This is a genomic window from Bacillus sp. S2(2024) (genome assembly GCF_050474045.1).
Classification (GTDB): Bacteria; Bacillota; Bacilli; order Bacillales; family Bacillaceae_G; genus Bacillus_A; species Bacillus_A yunxiaonensis.
In genome coordinates this window covers 1,831,567-1,852,249 of record NZ_JBFLUS010000003.1, presented here as the reverse complement: position 1 = coordinate 1,852,249, position 20,683 = coordinate 1,831,567, and the positions used below count along the sequence as shown (strand labels likewise).

20 protein-coding genes and 2 pseudogenes are annotated in these 20,683 nt (G+C 33.5%); 8 read left to right on the top strand and 14 right to left on the bottom strand.

All coding sequences use genetic code 11. The features are described from left to right. Nucleotides 1–82 precede the first annotated feature (82 nt). The 6 genes and pseudogenes from AB1284_RS09225 to AB1284_RS09200 all read right to left on the bottom strand — a co-directional run bounded on the left by AB1284_RS09225 (nt 83) and on the right by AB1284_RS09200 (nt 6,861). A complete protein-coding gene (locus AB1284_RS09225) occupies nt 83–1,978 on the bottom strand; it encodes an endonuclease MutS2 (RefSeq protein ID WP_429749954.1) in 1,896 nt (631 codons plus the stop codon). Between the two features lie 583 nt (nt 1,979–2,561). After that, nucleotides 2,562–3,073: pseudogene (locus tag AB1284_RS09220) on the bottom strand (2'-5' RNA ligase family protein). 5 nt (nt 3,074–3,078) lie between these two features. Further along, nucleotides 3,079–3,792 (bottom strand): SAM-dependent methyltransferase, encoded by a 714-nt coding sequence (locus AB1284_RS09215; RefSeq protein WP_429749955.1) that lies wholly within the window; start codon nt 3,790–3,792, stop codon nt 3,079–3,081. Between the two features lie 314 nt (nt 3,793–4,106). Continuing rightward, a complete protein-coding gene (locus AB1284_RS09210; protein WP_429749956.1) occupies nt 4,107–4,937 on the bottom strand; it encodes a DUF3974 domain-containing protein in 831 nt (276 codons plus the stop codon). Between the two features lie 23 nt (nt 4,938–4,960). Then, a complete protein-coding gene (locus AB1284_RS09205; RefSeq protein WP_429749957.1) occupies nt 4,961–6,067 on the bottom strand; it encodes a toxic anion resistance protein in 1,107 nt (368 codons plus the stop codon). Between the two features lie 206 nt (nt 6,068–6,273). Next, nucleotides 6,274–6,861, bottom strand: a complete 588-nt coding sequence (locus AB1284_RS09200) for an O-methyltransferase (RefSeq protein WP_429749958.1) — start codon at nt 6,859–6,861, stop codon at nt 6,274–6,276. Between the two features lie 210 nt (nt 6,862–7,071). Here AB1284_RS09200 and AB1284_RS09195 point away from each other — a divergent pair, with 210 nt between their 5' ends. Both AB1284_RS09195 and AB1284_RS09190 read left to right on the top strand, forming a co-directional pair. After that, nucleotides 7,072–7,248, top strand: a complete 177-nt coding sequence (locus AB1284_RS09195) for a hypothetical protein (protein ID WP_429749959.1) — start codon at nt 7,072–7,074, stop codon at nt 7,246–7,248. Between the two features lie 254 nt (nt 7,249–7,502). After that, a complete protein-coding gene (locus tag AB1284_RS09190) occupies nt 7,503–7,979 on the top strand; it encodes an excalibur calcium-binding domain-containing protein (protein WP_429749961.1) in 477 nt (158 codons plus the stop codon). Between the two features lie 194 nt (nt 7,980–8,173). Here AB1284_RS09190 and AB1284_RS09185 read toward each other — a convergent pair whose 3' ends face one another. Next, entirely contained in the window at nt 8,174–8,533 is a 360-nt protein-coding gene (locus AB1284_RS09185) for a hypothetical protein (protein WP_429749962.1), read from the bottom strand. Between the two features lie 224 nt (nt 8,534–8,757). Between AB1284_RS09185 and AB1284_RS09180 the strand changes: the two genes are divergently transcribed. Continuing rightward, the gene (locus tag AB1284_RS09180) at nt 8,758–9,084 is read left to right on the top strand and encodes a luciferase family protein (protein WP_429749964.1); all 327 of its coding nucleotides are present in this window, start codon (nt 8,758–8,760) and stop codon (nt 9,082–9,084) included. Between the two features lie 209 nt (nt 9,085–9,293). On the opposite strand, the gene AB1284_RS09175 is transcribed toward AB1284_RS09180, so the two are convergent. Beyond that, a complete protein-coding gene (locus tag AB1284_RS09175; RefSeq protein ID WP_429749966.1) occupies nt 9,294–10,112 on the bottom strand; it encodes a DUF6414 family protein in 819 nt (272 codons plus the stop codon). Nucleotides 10,113–10,366: 254 nt separating this feature from the next. After that, nucleotides 10,367–10,840: a GNAT family N-acetyltransferase gene (locus AB1284_RS09170; RefSeq protein WP_429749968.1), complete on the bottom strand. Its 474-nt coding sequence runs from the start codon at nt 10,838–10,840 to the stop codon at nt 10,367–10,369. Nucleotides 10,841–11,022: 182 nt separating this feature from the next. Here AB1284_RS09170 and zwf point away from each other — a divergent pair, with 182 nt between their 5' ends. After that, a complete protein-coding gene (gene zwf / locus AB1284_RS09165) occupies nt 11,023–12,537 on the top strand; it encodes a glucose-6-phosphate dehydrogenase (protein WP_429749970.1) in 1,515 nt (504 codons plus the stop codon). Nucleotides 12,538–12,741: 204 nt separating this feature from the next. On the opposite strand, the pseudogene AB1284_RS09160 reads toward zwf, so the two are convergent. Continuing rightward, nucleotides 12,742–12,936, bottom strand: a pseudogene (locus AB1284_RS09160) (chloramphenicol acetyltransferase); the annotation flags it as partial. A 96-nt stretch (nt 12,937–13,032) separates the two neighbouring features. Next, the gene (locus tag AB1284_RS09155; RefSeq protein ID WP_429749972.1) at nt 13,033–13,917 is read right to left on the bottom strand and encodes a GNAT family N-acetyltransferase; all 885 of its coding nucleotides are present in this window, start codon (nt 13,915–13,917) and stop codon (nt 13,033–13,035) included. 483 nt (nt 13,918–14,400) lie between these two features. On the opposite strand from AB1284_RS09155, the gene AB1284_RS09150 reads away from it, so the two are divergent. The 4 genes from AB1284_RS09150 (at nt 14,401) to AB1284_RS09135 (ending at nt 18,178) form a co-directional block, all read left to right on the top strand. Continuing rightward, the gene (locus tag AB1284_RS09150) at nt 14,401–15,153 is read left to right on the top strand and encodes a class I SAM-dependent methyltransferase (RefSeq protein WP_429749973.1); all 753 of its coding nucleotides are present in this window, start codon (nt 14,401–14,403) and stop codon (nt 15,151–15,153) included. Between the two features lie 273 nt (nt 15,154–15,426). Then, nucleotides 15,427–15,630, top strand: a complete 204-nt coding sequence (gene cspD, locus AB1284_RS09145; protein ID WP_090911503.1) for a cold-shock protein CspD — start codon at nt 15,427–15,429, stop codon at nt 15,628–15,630. A gap of 87 nt (nt 15,631–15,717) precedes the next feature. Further along, nucleotides 15,718–15,903: a cold-shock protein gene (locus AB1284_RS09140; protein WP_020061359.1), complete on the top strand. Its 186-nt coding sequence runs from the start codon at nt 15,718–15,720 to the stop codon at nt 15,901–15,903. A 574-nt stretch (nt 15,904–16,477) separates the two neighbouring features. Further along, nucleotides 16,478–18,178 carry a pyruvate oxidase gene (locus AB1284_RS09135; protein WP_429749975.1) on the top strand — a complete coding sequence of 567 codons (1,701 nt, stop codon included), beginning with the start codon at nt 16,478–16,480 and terminating at the stop codon, nt 18,176–18,178. 81 nt (nt 18,179–18,259) lie between these two features. On the opposite strand, the gene AB1284_RS09130 is transcribed toward AB1284_RS09135, so the two are convergent. From AB1284_RS09130 to AB1284_RS09120, 3 genes are all read right to left on the bottom strand, one after another. After that, nucleotides 18,260–18,667 carry an NUDIX hydrolase gene (locus tag AB1284_RS09130; protein WP_336480527.1) on the bottom strand — a complete coding sequence of 136 codons (408 nt, stop codon included), beginning with the start codon at nt 18,665–18,667 and terminating at the stop codon, nt 18,260–18,262. 101 nt (nt 18,668–18,768) lie between these two features. Continuing rightward, complete coding sequence (locus AB1284_RS09125) at nt 18,769–19,401, bottom strand: YdbC family protein (RefSeq protein WP_429749977.1); 633 nt, start codon at nt 19,399–19,401, stop codon at nt 18,769–18,771. A gap of 185 nt (nt 19,402–19,586) precedes the next feature. Next, entirely contained in the window at nt 19,587–20,657 is a 1,071-nt protein-coding gene (locus AB1284_RS09120) for a metallophosphoesterase (protein WP_429754312.1), read from the bottom strand. Nucleotides 20,658–20,683 lie beyond the last annotated feature (26 nt).

Here is a 20,683-nt window from a genome sequence, read left to right as displayed (position 1 = left end):
TTTAGTATGTAAAACAATCCCTCTCTTCAAAACGTGTTAACGTTTAAGTGAGGGATTGCTGGTAATTGAATTATATTTCCGTTTACTTTTTTCTCATTTCTTTTTGTATTTTTCTTAATGCTTTTTTAGAACCTCGATCTATATCATGTTGTAGCTTTCTCTCTTTATAACTTACAAACAACGTATTTAAATCATAGCCTTCTGGATACAACTCTGCTGCTTTCAATTCCAGAATAACGCGTTTATAATTCACTTCAATAAACTCTTCTTTGTATAGTACTACAATATTATTGAAACTATCTTTTTTCTTATATACAATACCAAAATCATTGTGATCTAATAACTTTACTTTGTCTCCAATCTCATACTCATAAGTTTCTTTCGTTTTCACGACATTCATTTCAGGCTTCTTTATTTTATTTTCTTTTACTAGCTCTAAGCTATAATCTTTATTTTCCATATAACACTGTGCTCGCTCCAAAACATGTTCCCGTAAATTCATCTTTCTAGAAATCCAAAGTGCGTTACTATCTCCAGATTCCCCAATCATCAACTTATACATCGGCTCTAATGTTTCATGATTAAATTCCATAGCCGCATTCATGAAATCACTGTGAATTTCTGAGAATCGTTTAATTTCACCATAATGAGTCGTAGCAACTGTTATACACCCCATATGATAAAACTCTTCTAAAATGGCAATTGCAAGTGCAGCACCTTCATTCGGTTCTGTACCACTGCCAATTTCATCAAATAATAACAACGTATTATTGTTAGATATTCTCATAATTTCTGAAATATTTTTCATATGTGAAGAAAAAGTACTTAAAGCATTTTCAATACTTTGATTATCACCTATATCTACAAAAATAGAATCAAAAAGGGCAATTTCAGTCTCTTCATCACCATGAATATGAAACCCTGACATTGTTGCTAACGATAATAATCCAATTGTTTTCAAGACAATTGTTTTTCCTCCAGCATTTGGTCCTGTAATGACTAAACTACGATATTCTTTTCCAATCTCAAAGTTTAATGGAACAATCTTACCTTGTAAAAGAGGATGTTTACATTCAACTAGTTTTATATATCCATGACTATTTAATTTCGGTGCTATACCGTCAATACTCTTACTAAATTTAGCTTTCGCGAAAATCATATCATATTGACTTATAAGCTCAATATTAATTTTTATATCACTAACATTCTCAAAAATCATTCCTGATAAAGTCGCTAATATTTGATACTCCTCTATCGCCTCTTCCGCTTTTAAACTCGCTAACTCACCGCTTAATTTTGAAATAACAGCAGGTTCCATAAATACCGTTGAACCTTTAGAAGAAACCTCTACAATTGTTCCTGAAACTTGATTTTTATAAGAAGCCTTAATAGGAACAGTATATCGATCATCTTTTTTACTAATAAAGAATTCTTGAATATACTCCTTGTTTGCACTACTTTTTAAAAATTTATTTAATCGATCTCCAATCTTTCCTTCTGTTGTTTCGATATGATTTCGAATTCGCTTTAATTCTTTACTTGCAGCAGAATCAACTCGATTCCCTTTAATAGAAAAGTGAATCTCTTCCTCAATATTTTGGAACTCTGACATAGAGTATGCGTAAGAACTTAAAACAGGCGCAAAAAATGCTTTACCTAGCATAAACCCCTTAATTTTTCTACACCCTCTTAAAAAATCTGATACGTTCACTAATTCAGCTGGTTCCAAAATTATCCCTTTTTCAAGCTTACCAATTATGTTCTCTATATTGGAAATTCCTACTAATGGAACATGACTTTCTGTATTTAATATTAATTTTGCTTCAGTTGTTTCATTTAAGCGATTCTTCACTACTTTCATGTTTGAGCTTGGCTGCAATTTATCTAATAATTGTTTTCCTAATCCACTTACACAATATAATTTTACAATTTCTTTTAATTCGTTATACTGCAATTTTTCAAATGTCATTGTATTCATTTTGTTCTCCTCACTATGATTTAATGATTGAATCATGTATGAAGATACCTAATAATAAGATTTCAATAAGTTTTTTAAAAGTAAAACTTCTCTTAGTGAGGATAGTTCGCCATTCATACCGAAGAACTCTTCCTCCTCAAAAGTAATGAGATAAAAATAAAAAAGCTGCGGGGATACCACAGCTTTACAGACATTTACAAGACAAGTGTAGAAACAAATATCTATCATTAAACAAACCTTTTGCAAAATAAAGGTCTAGGTTTTTAATAATAAATACCGCTACATGCTTTATAAATTGTTGTAGGTATCTTCATAGGTAACTTAAATAAATCCATAAACAAATAAGGGGTATATATTTCTAAAAAATACCCTTCATCATTGGATTTACTTAATTAAATTTTTTGCCTATTTAGATACTACTCCACTCACAAAAAGCACCTCGTCTAATTTATTTTTTTATTCTTATTGAAATCTAAATTATGGAATTATTATACTATATGTGCAAAATCAAGTAAAGGTACATAAAATTACCTATAAAGCAAATTCACCTCAATGAAGATTCTCATTTCGAAAAACAATTTTCTTATTTTGTTGTAAGTTGTACTTCAAACTCTATAATAGATTCCTCGTTTTCACCTATTCTTTCCACTGTAATTTTATCAATAGTGAATCGCATAGTACCTCGAAGTGGATGAAGATTTTTTATAACGTGAAAAGCTTCTTCTTTATCACCTTTTTTCCTACTGTAACATGAGGAATATAGGGAATTTCTCTTCGAAGAAACGGTTGAAGAAAATCTGTATATAACTTATTATGTAGCTCAATTATATTTTCTTTTCCTTCTTCTATAAGTAAAAATAAGTACTCATCCCCATTAGTTACAGCTGAATTTAATGTAATATGAAAAGTGTTCATGCTACTTATGATTGTTTCTATATGTTTTTTTAGACACTCGTTTGGCACTTCGCTCACAAAAGGAAATACTAGCGTAATATGAGGTGAAATTAGGCCAAATAAAGGATCATGTTTTCTTCTTACCGCTTCAATTTCTTCTAAATCATTATTACTCAAGAAAAGTAAAATGTTTCTCTCCATCGTAATTACACTTTCTTTCTGAAAAGAGCCGTCCAAAGAAATGATTCTCCAAACACCTCATTCGGTTGCTTAAATTCTTTCATTTTACGCAGTTCAATTACTTCAAAATCTTGAAAAACATCACGTAGTTTTTCTTCTGAATACGCAATTCCTCCCTGTAAGCTCCAGCCTCGATATACATCCCAATCTGATATTTCCGAGCCATTTTTTTCATCTAATTCTCCTGCAGCAAAGCATGTTAAACCGAAATACCCGTTCGGTTTTAACGCTCGCTTGACTAACTCCACATAATGTATTCTTCGATGAGGGGGGATATGATGTAAACAGCCAGAATCATATACGAAATCATATTGGTTCTCGGCCTGCAAATCAAAGATAGACTTACAGATAAAATGAACTGGCACGCCTTGTTCAGCCGCTCTTTCTTCTCCCCATTTAATCCCTTCTTCTGATAAATCAACTGCTTCTACTTCACATCCTATTTTTGCTAAATACAAAGCATTACGCCCCGGACCACAACCCAGCTCTAACACGTTTCCTTTCTGAATAATATTTCTATCAAAATAAGAAACTAAATTTTCATCCGGCACATTAGCAAAGAAAGGTACTTCTTTATCCCGATCAGAATAGAAATGATTCCAAAACGGCTCAGGTGATCTTAATAGAGAGTCTAACATAGTAATTACATCGTCCATACTATGTAAAGTTTCATTTTTCATTAGTGAATTTCACCTCTTATAAATTATAGTTACAATAAAATTATACCAAATATTAACTGTAATTATTTTCTACTTTTTAAATAGTTTTAAGATTCCAAATAAATAGTTACACAACTGTGAGAATAAACATTAACCAATTGTTTAGAAATATAAAATGAAACTTCCATCAGTGGGCCGATCTTTCTCTGTATACCATAACAAGATATTTCTTTATATCTATTCATGTAATTACAGTTATTATTACGGTATATGAAATTTTTAATTTTTAATCCCAAATTAAAGAAGCGAGCATTGATATATCAATGCTCGCTTCTTTAATTCTTAAATTTCTCTTTCGCTGCACGCATCTTCACTTGTAAGTCATAATCGACAGCGTTACGAATATTACGTTCTACCGCTTCCATTTCTTTTTGAAATCCTTTTAGATAGACAGCAAGTTCTTCTTCTTTTTCAGAACGCTGCGCTGTTGGAATTTGTGCAATGAGTGACAACATATCTACTAAGTCTTTCATTAAAAAAGTCTCAAGTTTATGTTGCTGTTCAAACATACGATTTTCTTGATAATACGGAATCGCATGTAAAACAGAAATTGTCACATCATCAATACTTTTTTGCAACGACGGATTTACTGAACGTTTGTACATTTCTATACCTTTTAATGCATCTGGATAACGATCATAAAAGTATAGTTTGTAAAACGAGAAATCTTTCGGCTTTGATGGTTGCTGAGATTCCTGTTTCAAGAATTCTTTTACCTTCATCGTTGTCATTTCCATATCTTCACTTGTAACTTGCTTTGTTGTTTTTACATTGTAATGTAGTTTTTTCTGTTTTTCCTTTGGCAACATTGAAAAAACCTGTTCCTTTGTGCGCTGATTAGCTGTGCAAAAAAGAACTGTAAATGCTTTTTGACTACTGCTTCCTTCCGTACGGATCCAGCGGTAAAACAACGGATGTTGTGTAAATTCTTGTAAAAATGGTACTGTGCTGTGTGATAAGCGCTCCATTGATTCTGTCGCTCGTTTATACGGTTTTGTCCATGATATATAAAGCTTTCGTCCAAAGTAAGCAAGTAAAATTACTGCGGTAAGTCCTAACAAAAGAACAATACCTATCAGTATCAAAACAAATTGAAAGAAATCCACGATTTCACCTCCTCTATTGCAGCTTATTTAGTTGGACGTTGAATGAGCTTCTTTTTCATTTCATCGTTGAACGAGTCTAGTTCTTTTACAAACATTTTACTGGATTCGATAATTCGCTCTGTTGATTTTTCAGACGCTTCAATCGCTGCAAAGACGTTTTGGAATGATTCACGAAGTTTCTCCATGCCGATTGCTGGATTTTCTAACAACTTAGTTGTTTCTTCTGTATTTTGTTTTAACGCTTGTGAGTTACTTAATATCATAGATTCAATTGCTTCGTTTGTCGCATTTACTGCGTCAATTGTTTTCCTTTGGTTCGTTAATGCCAGTTGAATAGCCGCAGATACGGTTACAACATTTTGTGTCATTGTGATTGCATTTCGAATTGCTTCTGTTAATTTCTCATTATTTTTTTTAATAATATCAACAGAGGCAATGGATTGCAGTAAGACACTCTTTGCTTGTTGCATGTTACGTGTACGTACAAGAATTTTTTCTAACGCATCGTTAATTAACGGTACATCTTTTTGCCGCTCTGGATTTTGTTTCTCTACTTCCAACATGTCCGCAAGCTTCTTACCTAAATATACTTGTTTATCAAGCGCATGAATCTTTTGCTCGGATTGTTCTTTTAACATTTCTAAGCCGACGCTGTCTTCTCGTAAATTATCACGTCCAACTAATAGTGACTTAATAATCTCTTCGATTTGTTTATCAATGGATTGATATTTATGAACATACGTTTCCATCGGATTTTTCTTAAATACTTTGTACATAATTCGTTTCATACCAGTTGCATTTAATGAATTCGGATCTAATTCTGAAACAACTTTACGTAAATCAAGCAATGTTTTAGGAATATCTTCATTTTTCCCATTCATCATCGCTGTTACTGGACGTTTTAATGCTGTTAATGTTTGTCCTGCATCACGTTGTTCTTTATCTCCTAAATCAGCAAGTTGTGCCAATACTTTTGAAAGGTCTGCATTATGCTCACTATTCAACTTTTGTACATACAAATCTGCTTCTTTATTTAGTTCAACTAAATCGTCCTCTTTAATGACTGTATCAACGACTACTTCTATATTGTCTTCTACTGATAAGGTTTCCTTCTTTTGCAATTCCGTCAACAAAATCGCTCCTTTATATGCATACACTTATAATTATGGTTAGGGTACCATATCTTTAAACGGTCTATATTGCATTCATTCCCCGTTTTATATTATAAGTATACCTACAGTATTTTTGATTGTCCTCAGACTTAAGACTGAGAAACATCCATTCTTAAGTCGGATTCTTAAGTTTACAAGCTAATAATTCTCCTTGTATGCTCTTTTCAACTATTTTTCCTCATTACATAAGCACCCATCTTAAAAGGTAGTAACACTGTTTCAAAGTTTCCCTCCTCTTCAACTAAATCAAAAAAATTCTGTAATTCTTCCGCATGCGAAGTTGCATTGTCAATGACGATGATTCCTTTAGGGATTAAAATACGTTTTAGATCTTCCCACCACCACATATATTGCGTTCGTTCTGCATCTAAAAAAATAAAATCATATGACTTGTCTAGCTGTTCTGATAAAAATGCACCAGCTTCTTGGTTATGGATATGAATATAGTTTGTGAGGTTTGCTTTCTGGAAGTTTTCAATTGCTTGTGCAACTCGTTTCGATGAGAGCTCAACTGTTGTAACAGTTCCCTTTGTTTCCTCTGCAGCATTGGCAAGCCATAACGTAGAAAATCCATTCGATGTTCCAATTTCTAATATGTGTTTTGCTTCGCACATTTTCACCAAAATAGATAAAAATTGCCCCATTTCTTTGGACACGTTGCGCAATCTTTCTTCTCTCGTTTCTTTTGTGCAATCATGTTCTAATCCGAATGCTTCAAGGTTTTGTAGTAACTTTTCTACTTCTATTCTCATGCATAATCCCCCTTATATACGCTGCATATGGATGATACTGAAAATGATATGTAGATCTATTTACAATTATATACCATTAGAAAGGCTTTTTCCTGTACAAAGGCGAACTATTATTTCATTAAGTAAAAAATAGACAAATGAAGGTGAATTTGTGAAGGAGCAACGATTATCGATTTTGCATTTGCGGTAAACATAGGAATGGCAATATATATGTCTTCAGCAAAAATGAATGGCATTGAAACGTCAATTATGATAACTCTTTCACATTTAGATATTGTTGAAATAATTATTGATTTTCATAATATTCAGCTTGAAGAAAAATGGTTGAATTTTGCTAATACTTCTAAAGCACAGATGGCAATTCATAAAGAATTGCATAGGGAATAACCTTTTTTCATATAGTTAAACCTGCATAAGATTATAAATTTTGAGCAACTAAAAGCACTAGTTGAGCAAAAAAAGAAACAATTACTTGGTATACAAAAATTACCCAGCCCAAAAAAGGAGCTGGGTTCTATCATTCTAAAACGTAAATACACAAAAATCTTACTTAATGATTCACCAAATATAATTTTATGTAAAATTAACATCCGAAATTTGTTATACTATATATCGTAATTTTCATATATATGAGGCTAATTATGGCAACAAAAGAAAGAAATAAACAAGAAAAGAAAAAACGTTTCGGCTGCGGCTGTTTTGGATGCCTTGGTATTATTATTCTATTATTAATTTTAATAGGTTCTTGCTCCAATCGTTCCAAGGATGATAGCAAAGAAAAAGTAAAAGAAACAACAACTACTAAAGAAGAAACACGTAAACAAGATGAATTGAAAAAGCAACAGGAAGCAGAACAAAAGAAACTAGAGGAAGAACAACGTAAGAAAGAAGAAGCAAAACGACAAGAAGAACTCAAAAAACAAGAAGAGGCTAAAAAGCAAGAAGAACAAGCTTCACAACAAACACAAGCTCAATCAGAACAAAACACTCAAACTAACTACAACTTTAAAAGTTGTAAAGAAGCCAAAGCAGCTGGTTTCTCAAATATTAAAAAGGGCGACCCAGCGTACTCACCTAAACTTGATCGAGACGGTGATGGAATTGCTTGTGATAAATAATTAACTAAAAATGCCGGCTTCTTTACGGAGTCGGCATTTTCATTACTTTTTGTAACTGTTATAATCTGTTTATTAAAGTAGCAAATAGGTCAATGCTTGCCAGATAGTACAATGTTTCTAATATTGGTTTAATTATTTATTAAATACTTCTGTAAATGAATTTATTTTCTCTTTTCCTTTATCCAACACTCATATTAATCCCTCATGCGTTTCCTAATATCCGATGCTACTTTAGTAGGATCATCAATTTCAAAAACAACATACTTATATTTTTCGTGACCCTCTAATTCAATCATTACGAGAGGTACTCTATTTTCATAGGAAAGAAAGTACCATACATCAGCATATTTAAAACTTCCTTCAAAGATATTAAGAGAAGAAACAGATGTTCCAGGCATCCGAAGCATCCATTGCGGAGCATCAAAATAATCAACATATACACTTTTAATAGTATAAAATGGCATTTTTAAGGATAGTTTCAACGCAAAAAAACCAGTTACTCCATTCAACTTCAAAACTACACCTTCATCATCAAAGTGTACTTCTCTTCCCATGTTCTCCCTCCTAGCTTTTTCATGCTGTATCCACCACCTAAATTATACCATGTCCATTCCGAGAATGTTCAAAGATACTATCAGAATCTAAATTTAAATCGATACTCTAAACTTCGTATATGAAACCATTTTCGTATATACATTCGTACTTTTGAACGATATAAACAGCAAAGAAAAAACATATGATACTATTAAAATCTACGATTTATAAGGAGTGAACTATTATGTCACTTAGCGAAATGATTAAAAAAGAGCTTCTTAGTTGGAACGGTGTAACTGAGAAGCCGCATCGATACGGTGGGGTTGAATTTAATTATAAAAATAAAGAATTAGGTCATGTTCACGGAGACACATTAGCTGATTTGCCATTTCCAAAATCAATAAGAGATGAGATTTTAAAGCAAGGATTAGCTCAGCCTCATCATATTTTGCCCAATTCTGGATGGGTTAGTTATTACATGAAAAGCGAAGATGACCTTCCTTTACTCATTCACCTCTTCCGTTTACAGTACGACAGAATCGTAAAAAAATTAGATAACAACCAAATGTAATTTTGTTTATGCCTAAAAAGTATTTTTCATTTCCAGTTACTAAAAATCGTAAAACATACCAAAAAAGACTTAACATTACAGAAGCAAAAGTATTAGATAAAGTGAAACTTCCCTCAGTGATTTTTTCTTCATCTTCCACTGAGGGTTAGTTAAACCAATCGCGCTCTTACTACCCTGTTAGTGCGGGAGAAAAAATCAACGATGCAGCCTTATTCGAAATACATAGCAACCGGTGAAATGATATAATTATTTGCTGTTACCAATCCAAATCCCCCTAGCAAATTTGTAGGAAATCCTAAAAATTCATTTAAAATTTCGTTTGGCTGCTTATCTACTAAATTCGAATAGTCAAGGGCATTCATTTCTTTCTTATTAATTTTTTTTGTTATTTTTCCAATAAGGGTAATTTCGACTGATGTGTCTCCTGATCCGTATTTAAAAGCCAGTTCTCCTATGCTTTCTCTTAAATAACTGTCCTTAACTGGTATTAAACAATTATTCATCTTTATAAACGAGCTAAATGGTATAGCCTCTTTAATGTATACCAACATATCTTTAATTGAATGAATCTTATTCTTTTGAACACCCACCATATTGTCGTAAGTTTTTTCTAGTTCATTCAAAAAAACAGCCCTTTGCTCTAGTGTTAATGTTTGTTCAAGGATATTTTGTACTTCTACATTTTTTGCTTCTTCTAGTTTATTAAAAAGAAACTTAATAAATTTATCATTTATCATTTTTTGAACAACATCAAAATTTATTGGTTGAAAGCTTGATGTGAATTTAATATAAGAACCTAGAGTCACTTCCTCGCTGTCCTTCTTTTCATTAAAATTAACTAAAGAAGACTTTTTAAGAAGGTAATGTTCAAATTGATTCAGAGCACTATATTGCTGCCCTAGCGTATTTTCTTTTGCCTCCATTCTTTGTTCTTGAACCTCTGTACTTTTAGTACCTGTTGATTCATTATTTATTTGTGTAATAAAAGAATATATAAAGTCCTTATCTAAATATATCAACTCTTTCAAAAATAGTTCCTCCCAAAATATTTATTTATTAAATTATTATAGTATTTTTTTCGTACGCATAGATATAAAATTATGAATTAAAATTACTATGTTTTAACAACAAGCCTTACGGATGCTATCATTTACAGGTATCAATATATTCGTCAACAAAAGTACCTTTTTAAAATTCTCATACTAATGTAAAGCGAAAAACATCGTAAAATTGTAAAAGGTATATTAGCTCTAACTAATATACCTTGATATCTACCTATCGTCTATTCTTCCTCGCTAATTATAAAGCGCAATAAGTCTTCTTCTTGATCAAATCCCCCTGCTTCAACAAAACCAAAACTTTTATATAATTGACGAGCAGCATAGTTTTCTTTATGAACTGTTAAGCGAATTTCTTTGCACTGCGTATATTGCTTTATGATCCAATTCACCATCTCTCGTAGCGCAGCTCGACCGTAACCTTTACCTTGATGCTTTTCATCAATGATAAAGCCATTGATCCAATACATATCATTAGTATTCTCTACATAAGCATGCATCACAAAACCTATCATTCCCCGCTCTTCTTCATAAATTGCAAAGGGCAGATAATTTACATTATCACCATCTGGTTTAATATACACCTTAGCCAGCGATACTGCTACAGTAGGAACAAAATGATTTTGAACATCTTTTACTTTTAATTTTAGAGCCTCTTGCCAATTCTCTCTCGTCACTGCTCCCAATTGCACTTTCATCTTATTCCCCCATCTTTAATTTAATTCTATATTTCTCTACTTCTTAAAGTTCTCCTTCTTATATGTGTGCATCTCATCACTCAGTAAGCTACAGTAAATTATTTATCCTGTATATTACATGTATTACCAAATAAACCGCATACTAAGTATAAATTTATTTAGAATAAAGTGAGGCCCATTACATGATGAAAACTCCTAAAGCTATTATTGTTATTTTTGGCGCAACAGGCGATTTAGCAAAGCGTAAATTGTTTCCTTCTATTTATAGATTGTATCGTAACGGGAATATTTCCGAAGACTTCGCTGTTGTTGGTGTTGCAAGAAGACCCTGGTCTAATGAAACATTTCGTGAAAATGTCAGACAATCTGTTAACCACTTTCCAGATGATGATGGAAGTCGGGATACATTTGCTTCCCATTTCTATTACCATCCTTTTGATGTAACAAACATATCTTCTTATCAAGAGCTTAAAAGTTTGTTAAGCACTCTGGATGAAAATTATAATACGAGTGGAAACCGCATTTTTTATTTAGCAATGGCACCTGATTTTTTCGGTACAATTGCTACAAATTTAAAATCAGAAGGATTAACTTCTACTGAAGGATGGATTCGTCTAGTTATTGAAAAGCCGTTTGGCCATGACTACGAATCAGCCGAAGAACTAAACAATCAGCTTCGCCAAGCATTTACAGAAGAACAGATTTATCGAATTGACCATTATTTAGGAAAAGAAATGATTCAAAATATTAAAGTCATCCGCTTTGCTAATGCTATTTTCGAACCACTTTGGAACAATCAATATATCGCTAACGTTCAAATTACTTCAAGTGAAACATTAGGAGTTGAGGATCGTGGACGTTATTACGAGTCTTCGGGTGCTCTCCGTGATATGGTACAAAATCATATGCTGCAAATGGTTGCACTTCTTGCAATGGAGCCGCCCATTAAATTAACAGCAGATGAGATTCGAAGCGAGAAAATAAAAATTTTTCGTGCTTTAAAACCTCTTTCTGAAGACGAAGTCGAACAATATTTTGTTCGCGGACAGTACGGACCCGGTATCGTAAATGAAGAAAATGTGATTAGCTACAGAGAAGAAAATGCAGTAGATCCAGCATCAAATACAGAAACATTTGTCTCTGCTAAGCTAATGATTGAAAACTTTAGATGGTCAGGGATTCCTATTTATATTCGAACAGGTAAACGTATGCAAGAGAAGTCGACTGAAATTGTCATACAATTTAAGGACTTACCAATGAACCTATATTTTAATAAAGAAAAAAAGACTCACCCTAACTTACTAATTATTCATATCCAACCCGATGAAGGAATTACACTGCATTTAAATGCCCAACAAACAAATAGCAGTGTTATATCAACACCAATTAGATTAAGCTATTGCAATAACTGTGCAGATAAAATGAACACACCCGAGGCATATGAAGTTCTCCTATATGATTGTATGCGCGGTGACTCAACCAATTTTGCACATTGGGAGGAAGTGGCTCTTTCTTGGAAATTTGTTGATGTTATCTCAAATGTTTGGGAAAATAAAAAAGCTGAAGAATTCCCTAACTATGAATCTGGATCCATGGGTCCTAAGGAATCTGATGCTTTATTAGAAAAAGATGGTTTCCATTGGTGGCCAACTATAACAACTCGCTTCAAAGAAGGGGACGATTATGAAAGCGTATAGTATAAAGCGCCTATTTTAGAAAGGATGACAGTTTACAAAAACAAACCTGAAAAACAGCCGAAATTTTGAGATTAACCTAAAGTTTCGATTTAACAGCAGTTGAATATAGAATTACAAAAGCCGAGTTAGAAACCTTGTAAATTGGATAGAAGCAAAAATCGTTACAACAAAAAACACTCATCAATTATAATTCGATGAGTGTTTTTTACTTGACTGCTCTAATGCAATTTTCCAGCGCTCAACTTGCCGATCCAAATACCAATTCTTCTGCTCATCAGCAGGACGTTTAAAAAGTAAGTTTATTTCAGGAACAATGTATGCACCGTATCGTTTTTCCAACTCTCTACAAATCGTTGTTTTTCCGACGGCACTAGCACCTTCTAAACATAGAATCGGCATCGTTTTCACCTACCATACTTTGAATCATTATATATGTACTATTATTGTAAACGCAGCAACAAAGTCGGTATTTTCCAACTATTCTAAACAAAAAAATTAAAATTCTGCTAAGATTGGAAACTTACACTCATTAATTTCAATAGGAATTTCGCCTCTTACCATAAAATACTTATTTGATTCATATAATTTTAATTTGAAATCTTCGACTCCTAATTGATCTGGAGAAAAATAAAAATCTATCGTATGAAATGCTTCCGGAATTACTGCACATAATTCATCTAAAACAGGCATAAATTCACTTATTACTCCGTATAACTTCAACACACCATCTACAACTTCGTATATAAGTATAGCTTTAATTTCTTCCGAAAAGTAAAGCTTATCGTTCCACTTTTGATCGTACATATGTAAATAAAAAGAAGATTGATAGTGCAGCGGTGCAAAAGCTCGCGAAAGACATTCTTTGTTTTCAAATACATCTTTTATAAGCTGCAAATCTTCTGCATCAAAAAAATCTAATTTTCGAATTGCTGATAACTGTAGTTCATTCTTTTCATACTGCATAGTTGATATGTATTCTTTCACTATTTGAAAACCAAATGATGTATACAGTTCTGGTGTTTCTGTAAATAAGAATGAATATGTATACTCTTCATCGATGCTTTTCAATGCTTCACAAAACAATTGCTTCATCAATCCTTTATTACGATAATCAGGATGTGTCATGACAGACTGAATACCAGCTGCTTTTATACGCTCTCCCCCAACCATCATTGGCATTGAAAACATAGATACATTTGCAATTGCTTTATCTTCTTCAAATAAAGTAAACGGAGAGTATGTTTCATCCCAAAACCCCTTTTTATAAAAATCTTGTAATGTATGTACTGGAATGTGAAATACTCGTTCGAACAACCCATATAATTGTTCTCTTCGTTCATTTTCAAACGCATAATTAACACAAATTGTAAGATTATCCATGTTGTTCCTCCACTTACAAATCACTACTTATATTCCCCTTATTTTTTAACATAAAATGTAAGAAGTGACATAAAGATTAAATTTTATCTTACATTATATTATCATAAATTTTAAAAAAAAGTTTATGTTCACAAAAATATAATTTCTATATGAAAAGTGGAATAAAAGGATATTTCTATATATTTATATTTAACTTTTAGGTTATCATTTCCAACAAATTCTTACTTCCATATTTAATACAGGCCCTTCATACTATTCTTCTTAATTAATAAAAAACAAAAAAACAAATTTTTCTGATTTTCATACTCACTAATCTTTGTTAAAATCTTACAATAACCCTTAAGATATTTCATTGATATTCTATTAGAAAGGAAATGTACATATATGTATCACTATGTAACAGACATTTAGTAACTTCACTTCATGTCGTGGACCTCCTCTTATATATTACAGCTATTAATATATAACTAAGGAGGAATTACAATGAAGGACACTTTTTACAATTTCATTAAACAGGCTGCTAAACCTTTTCATGGATGGAACTTCTCGTTTTTAGCAGATACTGGAAGACTAAGTGCAGAGCCTCTGCCGTGGAGTTATGCAGCAAATGTATTACACTATATACCAAAAGTAGATAACATGCTAGATATGGGGACTGGCGGCGGTGAGTTTTTATCTTTGTTAACCCCTCTTCCGGCTAGAACTGTAGCAACAGAAGGCTACCCACCAAATATAGCTTTAGCAAAAGCAAAATTAGAGCCTTTAGGTGTCTCTGTTTATCCTGTCGAAGATGATACATGTTTACCTTTCTCAGATAACCAATTTGATTTAATTATTAATAAACATGAATCATCTTCTGAGACAGAAATAAAAAGAATTTTAAAGCTAAACGGCATTTTTATCACACAACAGGTGGGTGGATTAGATAATTTAGAATTAAATCACCTGCTTCATGCAAATACCGAAAGTGAATATAGTAATTGGAACATGCAGTACGCCTCTTCACAACTAAAACAAGCGGGCTTTCAAATTCTTAAGCAACAAGAAGCATTCCCGTATCAACGCTTTTACGACATCGGAAGCATTGTGTATTATTTAAAAGCAGTTCCATGGCAAATCCCTAATTTTTCAGTATCAAAATATGAAGATCGCTTACTTTGGACTCATAACTCCATTCAACAAAATGGGTATATTGAAGTAAAAGCACATCGATTCTATTTCGTAGCTTCCTTATAATGCATCCACCTCCCTAAGCAAGTTAATCTTGCATGGGGAGGCCATTTGTTAAGACAGCTAAAAATGTTACCATCACTTGCAATATTTCTCATTTCGTTGTAAAATGAAACTGTAGAATACAATACGCAAGCAAATCCACTTCACATATTATCAAGCATCAATAGGGATGATATGCGTTCCTTATGGGTTTTTGATAATATGTGAATTTTTATTTTCTTAGAAATAAGACGGATCATATTACATTTATTTTTTCATTTTTAGGAGGCATTTACCATGACATTAACAGGTAAAGTAAAATGGTTTAACAGCGAAAAAGGTTTCGGATTCATCGAAGTTGCAGACGGAAACGACGTATTCGTTCACTTCTCAGCTATCACTGGCGATGGCTTCAAAACTCTTGACGAAGGTCAAGAAGTTAGCTTCGAAGTTGAAGAAGGTAACCGCGGACCTCAAGCTAAAAACGTTGTAAAGCTATAATTTAGACAATAAAAAGGTTGTTAACACGAACGGTTAACAACCTTTTTACTTATATAAACAAATATTTCACATAAAAGGAGTGATCTCATGTATCGTAACAAAAAGAATGACGTTGCAGAAGTAGCACCAGAAGAAATCCCAGTTTGGGAATGTGAGTCAGAAGAGTGCTTAGGATGGATGCGAAAGAATTTCGCATTTGAAGAACATCCGAAATGTCCTTTATGTGGAAGTGAAATGAAAAGCGGAGAACGTTTATTGCCTCGATTGGGATAAACCATTGGTTGCCCTTGCAGGATGTTCTCTGCAAGGCTTTTTCTTCCATCTCCCCTAATGATGATTCAAATGATTTCCAGGCATACATAATTGCTAACAACTATTGAGCTCTTTTCCTCCCTTATTATCACCAGCATAAATACATAACATTTCTAACTATATGAATCATCGAGTATTTTCTATTTTCCCCTTATACTTCATTACAACAAAAAAGCAAAGCAGTAAATAAACTGCTTTGCTTTTTTGTTGCGCTTACCTTTATGTGAGTCTTTTTCCTACACAGTACTTCCATCCCCCTTCTATATCGTATCATTGCGGATTATTGTACTTGAATAAGCTCACTTCTCCATACCTTCTATTCATTTGTATATTTTACCTATTTTATCAAAAAATAAAGTGAAACTTCCATCAGTGGGGGGTTCTTCATCCCACTGATGGTTAGTTGAAGCAATCGGGCGCATGCCAGCAGTTATCCCCCACCTAGCTTCTTCGCTTTATCTGAATCTCCAGGTGGGGGGTCTTACTGCCCGTTAATGCGGGATAAATTTAGTTTTAGAATAAAGGAGTGAGCATATTGTTTCGAAAAACAGCCGGTGAAGTACTAGTCGATTTACTAATCGAATGGGGTGTTGATCACGTATATGGCATGCCGGGTGATTCTATTAATTCTATTATCGAGCCCCTTCGTAAAGCACAAGATAAAATTAAGTTCATTCAAGTCCGTCACGAAGAAGCCGGTGCTTTAGCAGCTGCTTCTTATGCAAAATTAACTGGAAAACTCGGCGTATGTATGGCAATCGCAGGACCAGGTGCAATTCATTTACTAAATGGATTGTATGATGCCAAATTAGATCAAGCACCTGTCCTCGCTATCACCGGTCAAATTGAGTCTGATTTAATTGGAACTGGTTTTTTCCAAGAAGTAAATTTAGAAAGAATGTTTGATGATGTCGCAGTTTATAACCAGCGAATTATGTCAGCTGAACAATTGCCTGCTGTTGTAAATCAAGCAATTCGCATGGCTTATACAAAAAAAGGCGTGTCAGTTCTTACAATTCCGGATGACATTCAAAAATTTGAGGTAGATGCAAAAGCACGGATTACTACTTCTTCTTTTACGATGCCAGAATTATTTCCGCAAAAGCATGATTTAGAAAAAGCAACGGCTGCATTAAATAAAGCAGAAAAGCCCGTTATTCTAGCAGGAAAAGGCGCAAAAGATGCAAGGGAATCTTTGCTTGCTTTTGCGGAACATATTGGAGCTCCTATTGTGTTAACACTTCCAGCTAAGGGAATTATTCCAGATGAGCATCCGCTTTGTATTGGTGGTTTAGGTTTAATTGGAACGAAACCTTCATATGAAGCAATGAAAAATGCTGATACACTCATTATGGTCGGTACTTCTTACCCATTCACAGGATTTTTACCAGACAAAGCAAAAACAATTCATATCGACACAGATCCCGCACAAATCGGAAAGCGTTATCCAACTGATATTGGTCTTGCTGGTAATGCTGATAAAACCTTAACATGGCTCACACAAAATATTAAAAAACATACTGATTGCTCTTTCTTAGAACATCACCAAGAACTGATGAAGAAATGGGAAGAAAAACTGCACAATCAAGAAAACGACACTTCTATTCCAATTAAACCACAAAGAGTAATGCATGCTGTGCAGCAAGTCGCACACGATGATGCTATTTTATCAGTAGATGTAGGCAATGTAACAGTTTGGACAGCGCGCCATTTCCGTATGACAAATCAACGCTTTATTTTGTCGAGCTGGTTAGCAACACTTGGCTGTGGTCTTCCCGGTGCAATTGCTGGGCAGATTGCGTATCCAAATAAACAAGTTTTCGCAATTTGCGGAGATGGTGGATTTGGTATGACGATGAACGACTTTGTAACAGCTGTGAAATACAACCTTCCAATCATTGTAGTCGTATTAAACAACCATAAAATCGCCATGATTAAATTTGAACAAGAAGTAATGGGAAATATTGAATTTGGTACAGAACTTACAAATCCAAACTTCGCGAAATATGCTGAAGCATGTGGTGGAATCGGTTACCGGGTGGAAAAAATCGAGGAATTAATGCCTGCTTTTGAAAAAGCTGTAAAGCAAAATAAACCATGTATTATTGACATTATCGTTGATGTCAATGAAGCCCCTATGCCGGCAAAAATTACATTCGCACAGGCAGCTGGCTATACAAAGCACATGCTAAAAGAATTATTTGAAGAAGGAAAAATTGATTTACCTCCTCTGTAAAAATACAAATATAAAACAGCGGTTTATTTTTCAATAACCGCTGTTTTATATAAAAATATCGATATCTATCCTGTTATCTCATTAAAAAGTCACCAAAAATGGTTGTTTCTTTTCATCTAAACAATGTAAAATACGCTCTTTGAAATTTGTCCATGTTACCATTTGTAATGCTTCTTCAATAGGAAAATACCCTACATCTAAGCTTTCACTACTTGTTGAAAATTGTCCCCCGACTGGCTTTCCTAAGAACAAATGGTTACAAATACATTGTGAAACATTTTGATATACTCCGCAATATTTTATAATCTCAATGTCGATTCCAGTCTCTTCTTTCGCTTCTCTAATAGCACCTATTGGAATTGCTTCTCCTTCTTCCACTTGACCACCAGGGATTTCCCAGCCTCGCTTTGGACTTTTTAAAAGTAAAATTTCTTTTTTATCATTTAACACGACCGTTGCAGCCGTTACAATATGTTTCGGATATGGCATACATCCCCCTCCTTTGTATAAAGTTCAACTTCCATCACTGGCCAGTGATGGAAGTTGAACCAATCAGTAATCCCGCGAATAGCGGGATAAATTAATGAATTTTATACACAGTGAATAGGCAATACAGACCAAGAATTGACAAGTGTAACTTGTTTCCCCTCTATATGTAACAATTGTTCAGATGGGTTTGCTGTATGATGTAATTGAGGGAATATTTCTTTCACATAATGTTGGTGAGCTGCTGCATCTTTCCATAAAGACAGAACAATATAACGATTCGCAGAAAGGGATCTTCCAACAACTCCTCCCATCATTCCTTCTGCGCTTAGCATACCTGGATTCCAAACAGTTTCTTGCATATGTAAAAATTGCTTTTCATGTCCTTGCTTCACATCACATATTGCTACTCGTAAGAAGGAACTATGCGCCAGTGCTTCTACAAATGAAGTATCCGTTATATCAAATAAAGATTGATACAGTTCTGTTTCACATAATGTATATGTATCTTTTTGATTGCTATCATAAAAAATAGTATCATGTGTTTCATTCATAAACCTTTGATACGCTCGCATATTTTCCCAGCATCCTACAATATACGCCTCCGATTCATTCCATCCCCCGATTTGTCCATGAAACCCCTCTAATTCTTTCAACTCGCCCCATTGCTCTTGAGCAGTTGAAAATCGTTCCTTTTTTTCTTCGTCAACTTTACAATTAATAGACTTAATTAACATACTCGTATCCCCCTTATTTTCTCCAAAACTTTCATACAGCTCTCTCTTCATTGACATCACTAAAATCTTATATTTTTATTTTAAATAAATTAGATGAAAAAATCAAAATTATAAGAATAATAAAATCACAAAAAACAATACATTATATAAAAAAACAAGGGTCAAAATCCCCTTGTTTTTTCTGCTTAATCAAATGTAAGTTCTATTTGAATAATCTCTGATCGACTCCCAAGTCTTAAAGGTGGTCCCCAAAATCCAAATCCCGAGGAAACAATCGCATGAAATAAGTTTTTTTGTACATATCCCCAATCTAATTCGTACATTCTTCTTGTAATGATATGATTCGGTGCCATTTGTCCTCTATGAGTGTGTCCAGACAATAATACATCAACACCTGATGCTTCAGCTTGCTTTAATTCAAATGGCTGATGATCCATTGCAATGATTGGAAAACTCTTATCTACAGTGCTCATTAACTCCTCAAAACTTTTACGATTTCGATCCGTCTTATCTCTTCTTCCTACAATATAAAAAGAATCTTCAATTTTAACAACTTCATCTAATAATATATTTACATCAATCTTATCCATTTCTTGCAGAAACTCTGGAATAGCACCGCCGTAATATTCGTGATTTCCTAGCACCCCATAGATGCCAAGCGGAGCATGCATTTGTTTCATCACTTGTCCCATATTCTTTTTTATAAAATATTCTGGATGATCGTCAATAATATCTCCCGGCAAAAGTATGATATCCGGTTTCATATCGTTTACATGATCAACCAATCTTTGAAGGTGCGACAAGCCGGACAGTTTACCGAAGTGCATATCTGAAGCCATCGCAATTCGAAGTGTCTTACGATTATTAACTTTTTTAGATACGTGAATCTCGTATTTTCGAACGATTGGACTATACGCATTAAATGTTCCATAGGCAAAAATAAGAACAAAAATAAGAAGAACGATTATTCCAGTCCAAAATATAGATTGTTCTTTCGGAATAGAGAACCAATCTAAAATGAATACTGTTACATCCGCTATTGGTAATAGTATGACTGCATATTGTATGACTGCAAACCAATAAGAACCGATTGTTCTAAGAGGTGAATCAAATTTAATCAATCGATCTAGAATATACGCATATGAAAATAATCCAACTATAATCCCATAATATCCCCAAGATTGAACGTGAAAAGTCGTATGAACCCAAACCCAGCCATTCCACCCAATGTAAATCATTAACAGCGTATATAGCATAAATAAAATGAAAATATTTAATACAT